Origin of the sequence: Pseudomonas sp. B2M1-30 (assembly GCF_025447575.1) — a bacterium.
Classification (GTDB): Bacteria; Pseudomonadota; Gammaproteobacteria; order Pseudomonadales; family Pseudomonadaceae; genus Aquipseudomonas; species Aquipseudomonas botevensis.
Window position 1 is genome coordinate 145442 of record NZ_JAOEJT010000001.1, and the last position, 16203, is coordinate 161644.

At 62.1% G+C, this 16203-nt stretch carries 15 protein-coding genes and 1 pseudogene; 10 read left to right on the top strand and 6 right to left on the bottom strand.

The annotated features are described in order from the left end of the window. Positions 1 to 116: 116 nt before the first annotated feature. The 3 genes from dgcA to N8H74_RS00625 form a co-directional block, all read right to left on the bottom strand. Positions 117 to 2177, bottom strand: a complete 2061-nt coding sequence (gene dgcA / locus N8H74_RS00615) for a dimethylglycine demethylation protein DgcA (RefSeq protein ID WP_217829512.1) — start codon at positions 2175 to 2177, stop codon at positions 117 to 119. A 15-nt stretch (positions 2178 to 2192) separates the two neighbouring features. Beyond that, positions 2193 to 2723, bottom strand: a complete 531-nt coding sequence (locus N8H74_RS00620) for a DUF5943 domain-containing protein (RefSeq protein ID WP_217829511.1) — start codon at positions 2721 to 2723, stop codon at positions 2193 to 2195. 78 nt (positions 2724 to 2801) lie between these two features. Further along, on the bottom strand, positions 2802 to 3779 hold the full coding sequence (locus tag N8H74_RS00625) for a dipeptidase (RefSeq protein WP_027610650.1): 978 nt from the start codon (positions 3777 to 3779) through the stop codon (positions 2802 to 2804). Positions 3780 to 4013: 234 nt separating this feature from the next. Here N8H74_RS00625 and N8H74_RS00630 point away from each other — a divergent pair, with 234 nt between their 5' ends. From N8H74_RS00630 to N8H74_RS00640, 3 genes and pseudogenes are all read left to right on the top strand, one after another. Beyond that, complete coding sequence (locus N8H74_RS00630; protein ID WP_217829510.1) at positions 4014 to 4415, top strand: lysozyme inhibitor LprI family protein; 402 nt, start codon at positions 4014 to 4016, stop codon at positions 4413 to 4415. A 4-nt stretch (positions 4416 to 4419) separates the two neighbouring features. Continuing rightward, positions 4420 to 4650: pseudogene (locus N8H74_RS00635) on the top strand (helix-turn-helix transcriptional regulator); the annotation flags it as partial. Between the two features lie 32 nt (positions 4651 to 4682). Further along, positions 4683 to 5099, top strand: a complete 417-nt coding sequence (locus tag N8H74_RS00640; protein WP_262145828.1) for a DUF3010 family protein — start codon at positions 4683 to 4685, stop codon at positions 5097 to 5099. Positions 5100 to 5140: 41 nt separating this feature from the next. Here the strand turns inward: N8H74_RS00640 and N8H74_RS00645 are convergent, their stop codons facing one another. Further along, entirely contained in the window at positions 5141 to 6085 is a 945-nt protein-coding gene (locus N8H74_RS00645; RefSeq protein WP_262145829.1) for a GlxA family transcriptional regulator, read from the bottom strand. Between the two features lie 193 nt (positions 6086 to 6278). On the opposite strand from N8H74_RS00645, the gene choX reads away from it, so the two are divergent. From choX to N8H74_RS00675, 6 genes are all read left to right on the top strand, one after another. Further along, a complete protein-coding gene (gene choX, locus N8H74_RS00650; RefSeq protein WP_262145830.1) occupies positions 6279 to 7223 on the top strand; it encodes a choline ABC transporter substrate-binding protein in 945 nt (314 codons plus the stop codon). A 75-nt stretch (positions 7224 to 7298) separates the two neighbouring features. Next, the gene (locus N8H74_RS00655; protein ID WP_217829504.1) at positions 7299 to 8186 is read left to right on the top strand and encodes a 3-keto-5-aminohexanoate cleavage protein; all 888 of its coding nucleotides are present in this window, start codon (positions 7299 to 7301) and stop codon (positions 8184 to 8186) included. A 70-nt stretch (positions 8187 to 8256) separates the two neighbouring features. Beyond that, positions 8257 to 9222 (top strand): L-carnitine dehydrogenase, encoded by a 966-nt coding sequence (locus N8H74_RS00660; protein WP_262145832.1) that lies wholly within the window; start codon positions 8257 to 8259, stop codon positions 9220 to 9222. A gap of 209 nt (positions 9223 to 9431) precedes the next feature. Then, positions 9432 to 9908 (top strand): thioesterase family protein, encoded by a 477-nt coding sequence (locus N8H74_RS00665; protein ID WP_217829502.1) that lies wholly within the window; start codon positions 9432 to 9434, stop codon positions 9906 to 9908. A gap of 25 nt (positions 9909 to 9933) precedes the next feature. Continuing rightward, positions 9934 to 11097, top strand: coding sequence for a gamma-butyrobetaine dioxygenase (locus N8H74_RS00670; protein ID WP_262145833.1), 1164 nt, complete (start codon positions 9934 to 9936; stop codon positions 11095 to 11097). A 315-nt stretch (positions 11098 to 11412) separates the two neighbouring features. Then, entirely contained in the window at positions 11413 to 11676 is a 264-nt protein-coding gene (locus tag N8H74_RS00675) for a hypothetical protein (protein ID WP_217829500.1), read from the top strand. An 82-nt stretch (positions 11677 to 11758) separates the two neighbouring features. Here N8H74_RS00675 and N8H74_RS00680 read toward each other — a convergent pair whose 3' ends face one another. Together N8H74_RS00680 and N8H74_RS00685 are read right to left on the bottom strand one after the other, a co-directional pair. Next, on the bottom strand, positions 11759 to 12862 hold the full coding sequence (locus N8H74_RS00680; protein WP_217829499.1) for a GlxA family transcriptional regulator: 1104 nt from the start codon (positions 12860 to 12862) through the stop codon (positions 11759 to 11761). A gap of 523 nt (positions 12863 to 13385) precedes the next feature. Further along, positions 13386 to 14762: an L-serine ammonia-lyase gene (locus tag N8H74_RS00685; protein WP_262145834.1), complete on the bottom strand. Its 1377-nt coding sequence runs from the start codon at positions 14760 to 14762 to the stop codon at positions 13386 to 13388. A gap of 434 nt (positions 14763 to 15196) precedes the next feature. Between N8H74_RS00685 and N8H74_RS00690 the strand changes: the two genes are divergently transcribed. Continuing rightward, entirely contained in the window at positions 15197 to 16141 is a 945-nt protein-coding gene (locus tag N8H74_RS00690; RefSeq protein WP_217829497.1) for a choline ABC transporter substrate-binding protein, read from the top strand. Positions 16142 to 16203 lie beyond the last annotated feature (62 nt).

The following is a 16203-nucleotide window of genomic DNA, read 5'->3' on the forward strand; positions in this document are numbered from 1 at the left end:
TGTCCGGTCCCGTGGGAGCGGGCTTGCCCGCGAATGCATGCTGTCAGTCACATCTGCCTTGACTGACCCACCGCTTTCGCGCACAAGCCCGCGCCCACAGGGTCATGTGCAAGCCTTTAGAAGTCTTTGCACAACCGCAGCGCGTCGTAGATCGCCGCGTGGACGTTACGCTGGGCCACGCAGTCGCCGATGCGGAACAGCAGGTAGCCGTCGCCGCTCTGCTCCAGGCATGGCTGCGGCTTGATCGCGAACAGGGCTTCGACGTCGATCTGGCCCTTGTTGCGCGAACCTTCCTTCATCGCGTAGTAGATCGCTTCGTCCGGGCGCACGCCGTTCTCGATCACCACCTGGTCCACCACCCGCTCCTCTTTGGCGCCGGTGTATTCGTTTTCCAGCACTGCCACCAGCTTGTCGCCTTCGCGGTAGACCTTCTCCAGCATCATGTCGCCGGTCATGATCACTTCTTTGGGGTACATGCTGCGGTAGTAGGTCGGGAACGACGTACCGCCGATCGCCACGCCCGGCTTGATGTCGTCGGTGACGATCTCGACCTGGCTGCCCTTGTCGGCAATGAAGTCAGCGGTGGACATGCCGGTGAATTCGCAGATGGTGTCGTAGACCAGCACGTTTTTGCCCGGCGCGACCTTGCCGTCGAGCACGTCCCAGCTGCTGACCACCAGCCCTTCGGCGGCACCCCAGTGTTCGTTCTGCTCGATGAACGGATGACCGCCGACCGCCAGCACCACCACGTCCGGACGCAGGTCCAGAATGGTCGGCGCGTCGGCGGCGGTGCCCAGACGCAGGTCGACTTTCAGGCGCGCCAGTTCCAGTTGATACCAGCGGGTGATACCGGCGATCTGGTCACGCTGCGGCGCTTTCGATGCCGTGGTGATCTGTCCGCCGATGAACTCTTTCTTCTCGAACAGGGTCACGTCGTGGCCCCGCTCGGCGGCTACACGGGCAGCCTCCATCCCGGCAGGGCCGGCACCGACCACCACCACTTTGCGTTTGACCCCGGTGGTTTTCTCGATGATGTGCGGCAGCCCCATGTATTCACGGGAGGTCGCGGCGTTCTGAATGCACAGCACGTCCAGACCCTGGTACTGACGGTCGATGCAGTAGTTGGCGCCGACGCACTGTTTGATCTGGTCGACCTGACCCATCTTGATCTTGGCGATCAGGTGCGGGTCGGCGATGTGCGCGCGGGTCATGCCGACCATGTCGACGTAACCGCCCTCCAGGATCCGCGTAGCCTGGTTCGGGTCCTTGATGTTCTGCGCGTGCAGCACCGGAACCTTGACCACTTCCTTGATCCCGGCCGCCAGGTGCAGGAACGGCTCCGGTGGATAACTCATGTTCGGAATCACGTTGGCCAGGGTGTTGTGGGTGTCACAACCCGACCCCACGACGCCGATGAAATCGAGCATGCCGGTGTCGTCGTAATACTTGGCAATCTGCTTCATGTCCTCGTGGGACAGGCCATCCGGGTGGAATTCGTCACCGCAGATGCGCATGCCCACGCAGAAATCGTCACCGACTTCGGCGCGCACGGCCTTCAACACTTCCAGACCGAACTTCATCCGGCCTTCGAAGGTGCCGCCCCATTCGTCGGTACGCTTGTTGACGCGCGGGCTCCAGAACTGGTCGATCATGTGCTGGTGCACGGCCGACAGTTCGACACCGTCCAGACCGCCGGCCTTGGCACGACGGGCCGCTTGCGCGTAGTTGCCGATCACCCGCCAGATTTCTTCCGGCTCGATGGTCTTGCAGGTGGCACGGTGCACCGGCTCACGCACGCCGGACGGCGACATCAGGGTTGGCCAGTTGAAACCGTCCCAGCGCGAGCGGCGGCCCATGTGGGTAATCTGGATCATGATCTTGGCGCCGTGCTTGTGCATGGCGTCGGCCAGATTCTGGAAATGCGGAATGATGCGGTCGGTGGACAGGTTCACCGAGCTCCACCATTCCTGCGGGCTGTCGATGGCGACCACGGACGAACCGCCGCAGATCGCCAGGCCGATCCCGCCCTTGGCCTTCTCTTCGTAATACTTGACGTACCGGTCGGTGGTCATGCCGCCGTCGGTCGCATAGACCTCGGCGTGCGCGGTGCTGAGCACGCGGTTGCGGATGGTCAGTTTGCCGATCTGGATCGGCTGGAACATTGCTTCGAAAGCCATGGCGGGTTCCTCGACTTACAACGGCTTGACGGTGAACAGGCCGTCGTCGTGGCCTTCTTCGGAGCCACCGTAGACCTGCTCGGCCACGGTGCGGATCTTGCTGCCGCGTGCGGCGAGGATCTGGTCCATCGCTCCGGCAAACCAGCCGGTGAACATGTAGTCGACCTTGCGCCCGACCTTGCCGTAGACGTAGACAAATGCGGAGTGTTCGAGCTTGACGCTGGCGGTGCCTTTGTCGAGGTCGATGTCCTGGATCTTGAACAGGCCCCAGCCGCGTTGCGACAGGCGTTTCATGTAGTGTTCGAACACCGCGACGCCTTCCAGGCCGTGGCATTCGGCTTCCTTTTCACACCAGTGCCAGGCGGACTTGTAGCCGGCCTTGTAGAGGATTTCGGCATAGGCTTCGGCGCCCAGCACTTCCTCGATGCCGATGTGGTTGTTGACGAAAAAATGCCGTGGCACGTACAGCATCGGCAGGGCATCGGACGTCCAGATACCGGTCTCGCTGTCGACTTCGATTGGCAATTGCGGGGCGATCTTGGCCATGGAAACTCAACTCCAGAAAATTTGTTGTGTTGCCCCCGGCGCGGACGGCCGGGGGAAAGGATTCAGAAGTGCGGTGGCTTATTCGCCCCAAACATCTTTCAAGACGTTGACCCAGTTCTCGCCCATGATCTTGCGTACCACGCGCTCGGAATGGCCGCGCTTGAGCAGGGTTTCGGTCAGGTTCGGGAACTCGCCGACGGTGCGGATGCCCAGCGGGTTGATGATCTTGCCGAAACTGGTCAGACGGCGGGCGTAGCCCTTGTCGTGGGTCAGGTATTCGAAGAAGTCCTGACCGTGACCCTGGGTGAAGTCGGTGCCGATGCCGATGGCGTCTTCGCCGACGATGTTCATGGTGTACTCGATGGCTTCGGCGTAATCGTCGATGGTCGAGTCGATGCCCTTGGCGAGGAACGGCGCAAACATGGTCACGCCGACGAAGCCGCCGTGGTCGGCGATGAACTTCAGTTCTTCATCGGACTTGTTGCGCGGGTGCTCCTTGAGCCCCGACGGCAGGCAGTGGGAATAGCAGACCGGTTTTTTCGATTCGAGGATGACTTCCTCGGAGGTCTTGGAACCGACGTGGGACAGGTCGCACATGACCCCGACGCGGTTCATCTCGGCAACGATTTCGCGACCGAAGCCCGACAGGCCGCCGTCACGCTCGTAGCAACCGGTGCCCACCAGGTTCTGGGTGTTGTAGCACATCTGCACGATGCCGACGCCGAGCTGCTTGAACACCTCGACATAGCCGATCTGGTCTTCGAAGGCGTGGGCGTTCTGGAAGCCGAAGAGGATGCCGGTCTTGCCCTGCTCCTTGGCGCGACGGATGTCGGCGGTGGTGCGCACCGGCATCACCAGATCGCTGTTTTCGCGGATCAGTTTCTGACTGGCGGCAATATTGTTGACCGTGGCCTGAAAGCCCTCCCACACCGACACGGTGCAGTTGGCTGCCGTCAGACCGCCCTTGCGCATGTCTTCGAACAGCTCGCGGTTCCATTTGGCAATGATCAGACCGTCGATAACGATGCTGTCGGCGTGTAATTCGGCTGGGCTCATCAGGCGTCCCCTTATTGTCGATTCATGCGCCGAATCGTCTGCCGGCGCTTTGGGGCCAGCATATGCCTCGGTGCAGGGGCAGCCGGGTGCAAAAACGACAGGGGAATTGCCGAAAGCGTCAATCCGCGACAAAGGGTCGCCAACCGTCCCGACCAGCCACCTGTTCAAGCCCGCAAGCTTGAGCCAGAATCCTCCGCATCTTGGAAACACCACTGGATTAGAGCGGCGACAACAATGAAATCGATCTTCCTGGCCCTGGCCCTGATTGCGACCGGCGTACACGCCGCCGAAGAATCCGACAACAACCCGTGCGACGCGGTGGAAAACGACGTCCAGACTCTGGAATGCTCGACCTACAGCCGCACCACCGCCGAAGACCTGCTCAAGGACAACTACAAAAGCCTGGCCGACCGCATGCAGACGGCCTACGGCAAAAACCCGTCGCAACTGAACGACATCACCACCAAACTCAAGACCGCCCAGCAACAATGGCTGAAAACCCGCGACGCCGACTGCGCCGTAGAAGCCTTCCCCGCGACCGAAGGCAGCAAGGCCTTCAAGATCGCGCAGAACGACTGCGTGGCGCGGATGAGTGACGAGCGGTCGGAGTTTCTGGAGTCGATTGGGCAGGAGTGAATCGAAGATGGAAAGCATGATTCCCCACGAGGTCGTTAGCCGCATCGTTGATGGCGCCCTCCCGGTTCGCGCCTGGCGCGAGCATCTCAACCTGACCCAAGAGGAAGTGGCTCGGCGCATGGGCATTTCGCAGCCTGCCTTTGCCCAGCAGGAAACCATTGCAAAGCCACGCAAGGCCACCCGCGAGAAAATTGCAGCGGCATTTGGCATCACCGCCAATCAGCTTGAGCTGTAAGCTGCACTCATTCAGCCAATCAAGGGATTCTCATGAACATCTGCGGCATTGAAATAAAAGGCAGCGAAGCGATCATCGCCGTGGCGTCCCTCGACGGTGCGAGCCTGAGCCACGTTGCGCTCAACACCAAGAAGATCGCCCTGGACGATGACGACGAGACGGCCAACGTCAAACTGTTCGCGGCTCAGGTGGCGTCATTCGTGCGCGAGAACTCCGTTGATCGGATCGCGATCAAGAAGCGCAGCAAGAAAGGCGAGTTTGCCGGCGGGCCGACCACGTTCAAGATCGAGGGTGTGTTTCAGTTGCTGGACGGGTGCGAGGTGACGCTGGTGTCGCCGCAGACGATCAACGCCCAGATCAAGAAACACAATGTCGAGCTGCCGGGGACGCTGAACAAGTATCAGCATGAGGCTTACAAAGCGGCCTGCTCGGCTTTGCTCAAGAAGTAACGCCATCCAATGTGGGAGCGGGGCTTGCTCCCACATTGACTTTAAGCCTGAGTGGTACGCCGGTCTTCCCGTGGACACCTCGCAAACCGCGCCCGGTAGCTGCGGGTGAAATACGACGGTGATTCGAACCCGCAGGCGATGCTGACTTCCAGCACGCTCATGTCGGTCTGGCGCAGCAACTGCCGCGCCTTCTCCAGCCTCAACCGCAGGTAGAAATTGCTCGGCGTGTCATTCAGGTGCAGGCGAAACAAGCGCTCCAGTTGTCGTCGCGTCACCTTGATCGACTCCGCCAGTTCCAGGGTGGTCAGCGGCGGTTCGCTGTGCTGCTCCATTTCACCAATCACATGAACCAGTTTCTTGTTGCTGATGCCGTAACGCGTGGCGACTTCCATGCGCTGGTGGTCCTTGCGCGGGCGGATGCGGCCGAGCACGAATTGTTCGCTGACCTGGATCGCCAGTTGCGGGCCGTGGGCCTGGGCGATCAGGTCGAGCATCAGATCGATGGAGGCGGTGCCGCCGGCCGAGGTGATGCGGCGGCGGTCGATTTCGAACAGTTCCTGGGTGACGCTGAGCTGTGGATAAGATTCCTTGAAGGCGTCGATCGCCTCCCAGTGCAGGGTCAGGCGATGGCCGTCGAGCAGGCCGGCTTCGGCGAGAACGAAGCTGCCGGTGTCGATGGCGCCGAGGGTCACGCCCTCCTTGTCCAGTCGTCGCAGCCAATGTTCCAGCGCCGGGGTGGCGAACTTCAGTGGTTCGAAACCGGCGATCACCAGCAGCGTCGCGCCTTTTTTCAGCGGTTCCAGCGCAGCGTCGGCGTTGACCGACATGCCATTGCTCGCCAGCACCGCGCCGCCATCGGCGCTCAGCACATGCCAGCGGTACAGCTCGCCGCGAAAGCGGTTGGCCACCCGCAGCGGCTCGATCGCCGAGATAAAACCGATCGCCGAGAAACCCGGCAGCAACAGAAAGTAGAAATCCTGGGACATGGCGCGCACTCGGTTGGCGGGTAGCGTGGCTCGTTGATACGCCGTTTGTCGTCACGGTTCAAGAGCGCAGGTCGCTGCAGTGCAAGAGCTGGTCGCCGCAGTGCGTTTTCACAGGCTGGCAGCTGCGTAACTTGGCACCACCGGCGCATCAGATGACCGGAACCACAATAACGACCTGCCGAGGAACCCCGACATGAAACGACTGATCAGCAGCTGTGTTCTTGCACTCAGTGGTACCGCCTTGTTGAGCACCAGCGTCATGGCGGCCGAGCCCGCGTCGTGCCAGAACGTGCGCATGGGCGTCGTCAACTGGACGGACGTGATCGCCACCAGTACCATGGCCCAGGTACTGCTCGACGGCCTCGGCTACAGCACCAAACAGACCAGCGCCTCCCAGCAAATCGTCTTCGCCGGGATCCGCGACCAGCGTCTGGATCTGTTCCTCGGCTACTGGAACCCGCTGATGACCCAGACCATCACCCCGTTCGTCGACGCCAACCAGCTCAAGGTCCTCGAAGCCCCAAGCCTGAAGGACGCCCGCGCCACCCTCGCCGTGCCGACCTACCTGGCCGACAAGGGCCTGAAAACCTTCGCCGACATCGCCAAGTTCGAGAAGGAACTGGGCGGCAAGATCTACGGTATCGAGCCGGGGTCCGGCGCCAACACCCAGATCAAGGCAATGATCGCCAAGAACCAGTTCGGCCTCGGCAAGTTCCAACTGGTCGAGTCCAGCGAAGCCGGGATGCTCGCCGCCGTCGATCGCGCCGTGCGCCGCAAGGAAGCCGTGGTGTTCTTCGGCTGGGCACCGCACCCGATGAACGTCAACGTGCAGATGACTTATCTGACCGGCAGCGACGACGCCCTCGGCCCGAACGAAGGCATGGCCACCGTCTGGACGGTCACCGCGCCGAAATACGCCGATCAGTGCCCGAACGTCAGTCGCCTGCTGAGCAACCTGACGTTCACCGCCGAAGACGAGAGCCGGATGATGCAGCCGCTGCTCGATCACAAGGACGCCTTCGAGTCGGCCAAACAGTGGCTCAAGGATCACCCGCAGGACAAGCAGCGCTGGCTCGAAGGCGTAACGACCTTTGATGGCAAACCGGCGGCTGAAAACCTCCAGCTCACCAGCAAATAAACCGCAACCAATGAACCACTTCGCAGCCCGCACGGGGCTGCGAACAGACCCATCACGCCTGAAGGAAACCGCCTCATGAACCACGACGTCATCATCACCTGCGCACTCACCGGTGCTGGCGACACGACCGCCAAGAGCCCCCACGTGCCGGTCACGCCAAAGCAGATCGCCGCCGCTGCGGTGGAAGCCGCCAAGGCCGGCGCCACGGTCGTGCATTGCCACGTCCGCGACCCGCAGACCGGCAAGTTCAGTCGGGACGTGGCGTTGTATCGCGAGGTGATGGAGCGCATCCGCGAGGCTGACGTCGACATCATCGTCAACCTCACCGCCGGCATGGGTGGCGACCTGGAAATCGGCCCGGGCGAGCGGCCGATGGAGTTCGGCCCGAACACCGACCTGGTCGGCCCGCTGACCCGGCTGGCCCATGTCGAGGAGCTGCTGCCGGAAATCTGCACCCTCGATTGCGGCACCCTGAACTTCGGCGACGGCGACACCATTTACGTCTCCACCCCGGCGCAGCTGCGGGCCGGCGCCAAGCGCATCACCGAGCTGGGCGTGAAAGCCGAGCTGGAGATTTTCGACACCGGTCACCTGTGGTTCGCCAAGCAGATGATCAAGGAAGGCCTGCTCGACAACCCGCTGTTCCAGTTGTGCCTGGGCATCCCGTGGGGCGCTCCGGCGGACACCACCACCATGAAAGCCATGGTCGACAACCTGCCGGCCGAGGCGGTGTGGGCCGGTTTCGGCATCGGCCGCATGCAAATGCCGATGGCCGCGCAAGCGGTGCTGCTGGGCGGCAACGTGCGGGTCGGGCTGGAAGACAACCTGTGGCTCGACAAGGGCGTGCTGGCGACCAACGGTCAACTGGTCGAACGCGCCAGCGAAATCCTCAGCCGCCTCGGCGCCCGCGTGCTGACCCCGGCCGAGGGCCGCAAGAAAATGGGCCTGACCCAGCGCGGCTGAAATCCTCCTTTCCCCCGGTGGGAGGGCAATTGGCTCCCACCGTTTTTTTGCCTTATTCCAGGAAGTGACCATGAGCTTTATCACCGAAATCAAAACCTTCGCCGCGCTGGGCAGCGGTGTCATCGGCAGCGGCTGGGTCGCGCGCGCCCTCGCCCATGGCCTCGACGTAGTGGCCTGGGACCCCGCGCCGGGTGCCGAGGCGGCGCTGCGCAAACGCGTGGCCAACGCCTGGGGCGCATTGGAGAAAAACGGCCTGGCGCCGGGTGCCTCGCAGGATCGCCTGCGCTTTGTCGCAACAATCGAAGAATGCGTACGCGACGCGGATTTCATCCAGGAAAGCGCGCCGGAACGCCTGGAACTGAAACTCGATCTGCACAGCAAAATCAGCGCCGCCGCCAAGCCCGACGCACTGATCGGCTCCAGCACCTCGGGCCTGTTGCCCAGCGAGTTCTACGAGAGTTCGACCCACCCGGAACGCTGCGTGGTCGGCCATCCGTTCAACCCGGTTTACCTGTTGCCGCTGGTGGAAGTGGTCGGCGGCAAGAACACCGCGCCGGAGGTGGTGCAAGCCGCGATGAAGGTCTACGAATCCCTCGGCATGCGCCCGCTGCATGTGCGCAAGGAAGTCCCGGGGTTCATCGCCGACCGCCTGCTCGAAGCGCTGTGGCGCGAGGCGCTGCACCTGGTCAACGACGGCGTGGCAACCACCGGTGAAATCGACGATGCGATCCGCTTTGGCGCAGGCCTGCGCTGGTCGTTCATGGGCACGTTCCTGACCTACACCCTGGCCGGGGGGGATGCCGGCATGCGCCACTTCATGTCGCAGTTCGGCCCGGCGTTGCAGTTGCCCTGGACGTATCTGCCGGCGCCGGAACTGACCGACAAGCTGATCGACGACGTGGTGGACGGCACCGGCGAACAGTTGGGTCGCCACAGCATTTCGGCGCTGGAGCGCTATCGTGACGACTGCCTGCTGGCGGTGCTGGAAGCGGTGAAGACCACCAAAGAAAAGCACGGAATGAGTTTCAGCGAGTGATGTGTCTGGCTTGAAAACCGCTGCCCTCACCCTACAGAGGGGACTGATCGTGCTGTTCTTCCGAACGACGCCGACCTCAAGCACCAAGCCGAACACAGGCATTGAAAGCCCCGATCGGCTCCCTTTCCCCCTCTCCCCCCCGGGGGAGAGGGCTGGGGTGAGGGGGTAAATCCTGCAGCCACTCAACCACTATCTGGCGGAACCCGACCATGCCCACCCTCACCACCTACCAAACCCGCATCATCCCCGACTGGGTCGACTACAACGGCCACCTGCGCGACGCCTTCTACCTGCTGATCTTCAGTTACGCCACCGACGCCCTGATGGATCGCCTCGGCATGGACAGCAACAACCGCGAAGCCAGCGGCAACTCGCTGTTCACCCTCGAACTGCACCTCAACTACCTGCATGAAGTGAAGCTCGACGCCGAGGTCGAAGTGCGCACGCAGGTAATCGGCCACGACCAGAAACGCCTGCACCTCTACCACAGCCTGCACCTGGCCGGCGGCGACAAGGAACTGGCGGGCAACGAACAGATGCTGCTCCACGTCGACCTCGCCGGGCCGCGTTCGGCGCCGTTCAGCCCCGACACTCTGGAGCGCCTGCAAGCCATCGTCGCCGAGCAGGCCGACCTGCCCGCTCCCGCTTATATCGGCCGGGTCATCGCCCTGCCGCCAGCACGGTAAATCTCATCCATCGCAAGGAGCCGCCATGAACACCGCTGCCGCTGTTGCCGATTTCCGTACTTATCCGTTGATCAGCGCGCTGAGCGGCGTGCAGACCCTGGCGGACCGTGTGTTGATCAAATGGGCCGATGGTCGCATCAGCCCGTTCCACCATGTCTGGCTGCGGGACAACTGCCCGTGCCCGCAATGCGTCTACAACGTCACCCGCGAGCAGGTGTTCGAGATCGTCGATGCCGCACCGGAGCTGCATCCCGATGCGGCGCACATCGACACCGACGGCTGCCTGCGCATTGACTGGCAGGACGGCCATCTCAGCCGCTTCGATGCCGGTTGGCTGCGCGCCCATGCCTACGACGACGAGTCGCGCAATGAACGGTTGGCGGCCAAGCCCAAGGCATATCTGTGGCGCAGCGATTTGCAGCTGCCGGTGTTCGACTACACGGCACTGATGAACGACAACACCGCCCTGCTGCAATGGCTGCTGGCGGTGCGCGATATCGGCCTGACCCAGGTGCGTGGCGTGCCTGCCGAGCCCGGATCGCTGAAAACCGTCGCCCAACGCATTTCGTTCATTCGCGAGAGCAATTTCGGTGTGCTGTTCAACGTGCAATCCAAGGCCGACGCCGACAGCAATGCCTACACCGCATTCAACCTGCCGCTGCACACCGACCTGCCGACCCGCGAGCTGCAACCGGGACTGCAATTCCTGCATTGCCTGGTGAATGACGCCAAGGGTGGCGAGAGTATTTTTGTCGACGGTTTTGCGATTGCCGAGGCGTTGCGCCACGAGGACCCGGCGTCGTTCCAGGCCCTGTGCGAAATCCCTGTGGAGTTTCGCAACAAGGATCGCCACAGCGACTATCGCTGCCTGGCGCCGATCATTGCCATGGATGCGCTGGGGCGGGTCACGGAGATCCGCATGGCCAACTTCCTGCGCGGAGCGTTCGAGACATCGGTGGAGCAAATGCCACGGCTGTACCAGGCGTACCGGCGCTTCATCGCGATGACCCGCGAACCACGCTTTCGCCTGATGCAACGGCTCAATCCAGGCGAACTCTGGTGCTTCGACAACCGCCGCACCCTGCACGCGCGCAATGCCTTCGACCCCGCCACCGGGGCACGGCACTTCCAGGGCTGCTACATCGACCGTGACGAGTTGTTGTCGCGGATTCTGGTGCTGCAACGCTAAGCCCGTGAGAGCGGGCTTGCTCGCGAAGAGGCCCGCTCCGCCACCCAGTCCCCTCGATTCACAGGCAAAAAAAGCCCCGATGCAAGCCGTGACAGGATCGGGGCAGAGGGTACTGTTGAGGAGCTGCCAAGCGAGGGTGACCAAACCTTCGTGAAGCGAGCTGGGGTCAGTGTGCCCACTCCCCCACACGGCAAGTTAGCCGAAAACGACATGCTCATAGTCAATGTGGACACTGCGACAAAACACCCTTGCCGCCACTTCCCGTGCCTACCAGAATCGAGCCACGACCTCCGTTGCCAAACAAGGATTCGCCAAATGATGTATGCCGATTTGATCGATCAGGAAGATTTGCTGGGACAGCTCAAGGCATTGGGTTTCGAGGTGCCTTACGGCTCAACCGCCGAGCAGGCCTGCGAATATGCCGTGCGCGGCCTGGATGATGTTCGGGCCAACGACCTGCGCAGAATGGTCAAGGACATGTACACCAGCAGCGCAACCATCCTGCCCGCCGTGCGCGAGGCTTTCGACAAGCAGTTGCTGCCGGCCCTGGCGCAATATCAGCAAAGCCGCAGCGCCTGATAACCCGCCTTCGCGAGCAAGTCCGCTCCCGCACTCTTTCAGTTGTGGGAGCGGGCTTGCTCGCGAAGAGCGCGCCCAGGTTTCAGAGCCTTACGCTGGCAAACGTCGACTCGTTGCGCGCCTGGCTCAACGCCGACATCGGACCCGACAGCGGCGACAGCACGATCGCCTGCGGCAGCGGCATCATCGCCACCTGCTGGGTGGTATTGGAGCCCACGCGCTCATCACGCGGCGGAATGCCGAAGTACTCGCGGTAGCACTTGGAGAAGTGCGGCGTCGACACGAAACCACAGACCGAAGCCACCTCGATGATCGACATCGGCGTCTGCTTGAGCAGTTGCCGGGCGCGGATCAGGCGCAGCTTGAGGTAGTAGCGCGACGGCGAGCAGTGCAGGTACTTCTGGAACAGCCGCTCCAGCTGTCGACGGGACACGGAGACGTACACCGCCAGTTCGTCGAGGTCTATCGGCTCTTCGAGGTTGGCTTCCATCAGCGCGACGATTTCCTGCAGCTTCGGCTGGTTGGTGCCGAGCATGTGCTTGAGCGGCACACGCTGGTGATCCTGCTCGTTGCGGATGCGTTCGTAGACGAACATTTCCGAGATCGCGGCGGACAGTTCGCGGCCGTGATCGCGGCTGATCAGGTGCAGCATCATGTCCAGCGGCGCGGTGCCGCCGGAGCTGGTGAAACGGTTACGGTCGAGGGTGAACAGACGCGTGCTCATGGCCACGCGCGGGAAAGCTTCCTGCATGGCCGCCAGACATTCCCAATGGACGCTGCAGTCAAAACCGTCGAGCAGGCCGGCGCAGGCCAGCGCCCAACTGCCGGTGCACACGGCGCCAAGGCGACGGGACTGGCGCGCCTGGCTTTGCAGCCAGGAAACGTGTTCACGGGTAACGGTGCGTTGAATGCCGATCCCGCCGCAGACAATCACGGTATCGAGGGGCGGTGCTTTGTGCATGGAGGCATCGGGCGTGATCTGCAAACCGTCACTGGCCCAGACCTGACCGCCATCGACGGTGAGGGTGCTCCAGCGATACAGCTCGCGACCGGACAACTGGTTGGCCATGCGCAGCGGTTCGACTGCGGAAGCCAGGGAAATCAGCGTGAAATTGTCCAGCAGCAGAAAGCCGATGGATTGAGGCGCACGGTTCTGGGGTTGAGCCCCGGAGTTGAACGACGTCATCGCGGTATCTCCTCACACAAAGCAGGTGATGGCCTCAGGCGGAGGCTCTTGTTATTGCCATCGTTCTCTTGCGTGAGACGGGGCTTTGTTATGACAGAGCAATTGCCATGCCTAAAATTGAATACGTGTTCAATAACTCCTGAAAACGACGTCGCGATGCGTCTATACAAGTCGCTGGAAGAAAGCTGTCTCGAAGTGCCATCGATGGCGCTGAAAGCCCTGCCCCGTTGCGTGTGAGCAAATCGGTAGCACTTGTGGGAACTGGCCTGCGCGCAGATGGCGGGGAGTGTCACCGCTGGCACAGGGGACGGACGGTAGCCGCCGTGTAAAAGTCCCTGAAGGTGGGAAGGACTCTTATCTGATTGCGACGCGCTAAAAGGTGGCGCGATTTATCGTGGGTGTTCACTTTACGCGCAGTTTTGACCGGGTTGGCGCCTTCGCGAGCAGGCCCGTCCCACATGGACAAAACATTCCAATGCGGGAGCGGGCCGGCTCGCGAAGCATTCAACCGGGTCTTAGCGACTCAACACTCAACCGCACTCACCGCCAAGCCGCCGCGCGACGTTTCTTTGTATTTGTCATGCATGTCCGCGCCGGTATCGCGCATGGTGCGGATCACCCGGTCAAGCGAGATGAAGTGCTGGCCATCGCCACGCAAAGCCATCTGCGCCGCGTTGATCGCTTTCACCGCCGCAATCGCGTTGCGCTCGATGCACGGCACCTGGACCAGGCCGCCCACCGGGTCGCAGGTCAGGCCGAGGTTGTGCTCCAGGCCGATTTCCGCCGCGTTGCACAATTGTTCCGGCGTCGCGCCAAGAATCTCCGCCAGCCCCGCCGCCGCCATCGCGCACGCCGAACCGACCTCGCCCTGGCAACCGACTTCAGCGCCGGAGATAGAGGCGTTTTTCTTGCACAGGATGCCCACCGCCGCCGCCCCGAGGAAATAGTCGACGACGTTGGCGTCAGTCACCGCCTCGCTGAACTTCATAAAGTAGTGCAACACCGCCGGAATGATCCCGGCCGCGCCATTGGTCGGCGCCGTGACCATGCGCCCGCCCGCCGCGTTCTCTTCGTTCACGGCGAGGGCGAACAGGTTGACCCACTCCATGGCGCTGAGGGTCGAGCCGATCACGTTGGGCTTGTTCAATTCCTGCAGGCTGCGGTGCAACTTCGCCGCGCGGCGCCGCACATTCAGGCCGCCGGGCAGAATCCCTTCGTGCTTGAGGCCGTGCTCCACGCAATCCTGCATCGCCCGCCAGAGCTTCATCAGCCCCGCGCGGATTTCTTCCTCGCTGCGCCAGACCTTTTCGTTGGCCATCATCAGTTCGGCGACCCGCAGGTTGTTTTTCCTGCACAGTTCCAGCAGCTCGACCGCGCTGGAAAAGTCGTACGGCAATTGCGTGCGATCCAGATCCACCACGCCGCTGGAGGCTTGCGCCTCGTCCACCACAAAACCGCCGCCGACCGAATAGTAGGTGTCGCGATGCAATTCACCGTGATCGCTTTCGGCGATCAGGGTCATGGCGTTGGGGTGGAACGGCAGGTTCTCGTCGATCAGGCGCATGTCCCGGGACCAGACAAAAGGCACCGACAGGCGACCATCGAGCATCAATGTGTGGGTTTCGCGCAGGGCCTGGATCCGTGGGCCGATCTGCGACGGGTCGATCGCGTCGGGCCACTCGCCCATCAGCCCCATGATCACCGCGTTGTCGCTGCCGTGACCGACACCGGTGGCCGACAGCGAACCGTACAGTTGCACCTCGACCCGACGCACATGTTCGAGCAAGTGCCGCTCGCGCAGCGACTCGACGAACAGCGCGGCGGCGCGCATCGGGCCGACGGTGTGGGAACTGGACGGGCCGATGCCGATCTTGAACAGGTCGAAAACGCTGATAGCCATTGCTGCAGAGCTCCTGAGGATGCCGGTTCAGGGCGTCGGGCGCCCGCTGGCGGAGCTGCTACGCTCAAGCTGCAACCCGCCGGAATGCCCGCATCATCAGGCTTTTGCCGAGGCGTCCGGCGTCTGACACCGACGCACTCATGCCCACTAACGCCGTAGCGGTTTTCGCCCGTGTTTGCGCCGTTTTTTATGCGGCTCAGATGGCCGAAAAGGGCGGAAAAAATCTGTAAACGACGTCACTGACACTGGATGCGACCATCCCTGTACTGGATACGACGCACCCTGTAGGCGACAGATTTTCACTGGTACATGATCGTTATGACTCGATTGCAGGCGCCGTGGTTGAGCTGTCTCCAGAACGCCATCCAACCGCAACCTATAAGTGCGGTGGTCCAATCGGAACACTGCCAAAAAAAACACCAAGGAGTCCATCCATGAAAGGTTCCCCGTCGTTGTTGTTGGCCGCCATGCTGAGTCTGCCGTTACTGGCTCAAGCCGCAGAACCGGCGCAGTGCAGTACCGTGAACTTCTCCGATGTCGGCTGGACCGACATCACCGCCACCACCGCCACCACCTCCGTCGTACTCCAGGCCCTCGGCTACAAGACCAAGACCACCATGATTTCCGTGCCCGTGACCTACAAGTCCCTGGCCGACGGCAAGAACATGGACGTGTTCCTCGGCAACTGGATGCCGACCATGGAAAACGACATCAAGGCCTACCGCGACGCCGGCACCGTGGAAACCGTGCGCACCAACCTCAAGGGCGCCAAGTACACCCTCGCCGTGCCGCAGGCACTGTATGACAAAGGTCTGCACGACTTCGCCGACATCGCCAAATTCAAGAAAGAACTCGACGGCAAGATCTACGGCATCGAGCCTGGCAACGACGGCAACCGCCTGATCCAGAGCATGATCGACAAGAACGCCTTCGGCCTGAAAGACGCCGGCTTCAAGGTCGTCGAGTCCAGCGAAGCGGGCATGCTCTCGCAGGTCGATCGTGCGCAGAAGCGCGACACCGCCGTAGTCTTCCTCGGCTGGGCGCCGCATCCGATGAACAAGCGCTTCAAGATTCAATACCTGACCGGCGGCGACGACTTCTTCGGCCCGGATTTCGGCGCGGCTACCGTCCTCACCAACACCCGCAAGGGTTACGCCGAGGAATGCAGCAACGTCGGTCAGTTGCTGAAGAACCTGGAGTTCACCGTCGACATGGAAAGTACCCTGATGGGCAACATCCTGGACGACAAGATGAAGCCTGAGGCGGCCGCCAAGGCCTGGCTGCAAAAGAATCCACAAGTGCTCGATACCTGGCTCGCTGGCGTGACCACCATTGACGGTAAACCTGGCCTGGAGGCCGTGAAAGCGAAGCTCCAGTAATCGCTTATGCCGGGCGGCTCCGGCCGCCCGGGCTGTTTATTACCTTGCATGCGGACGTTCAC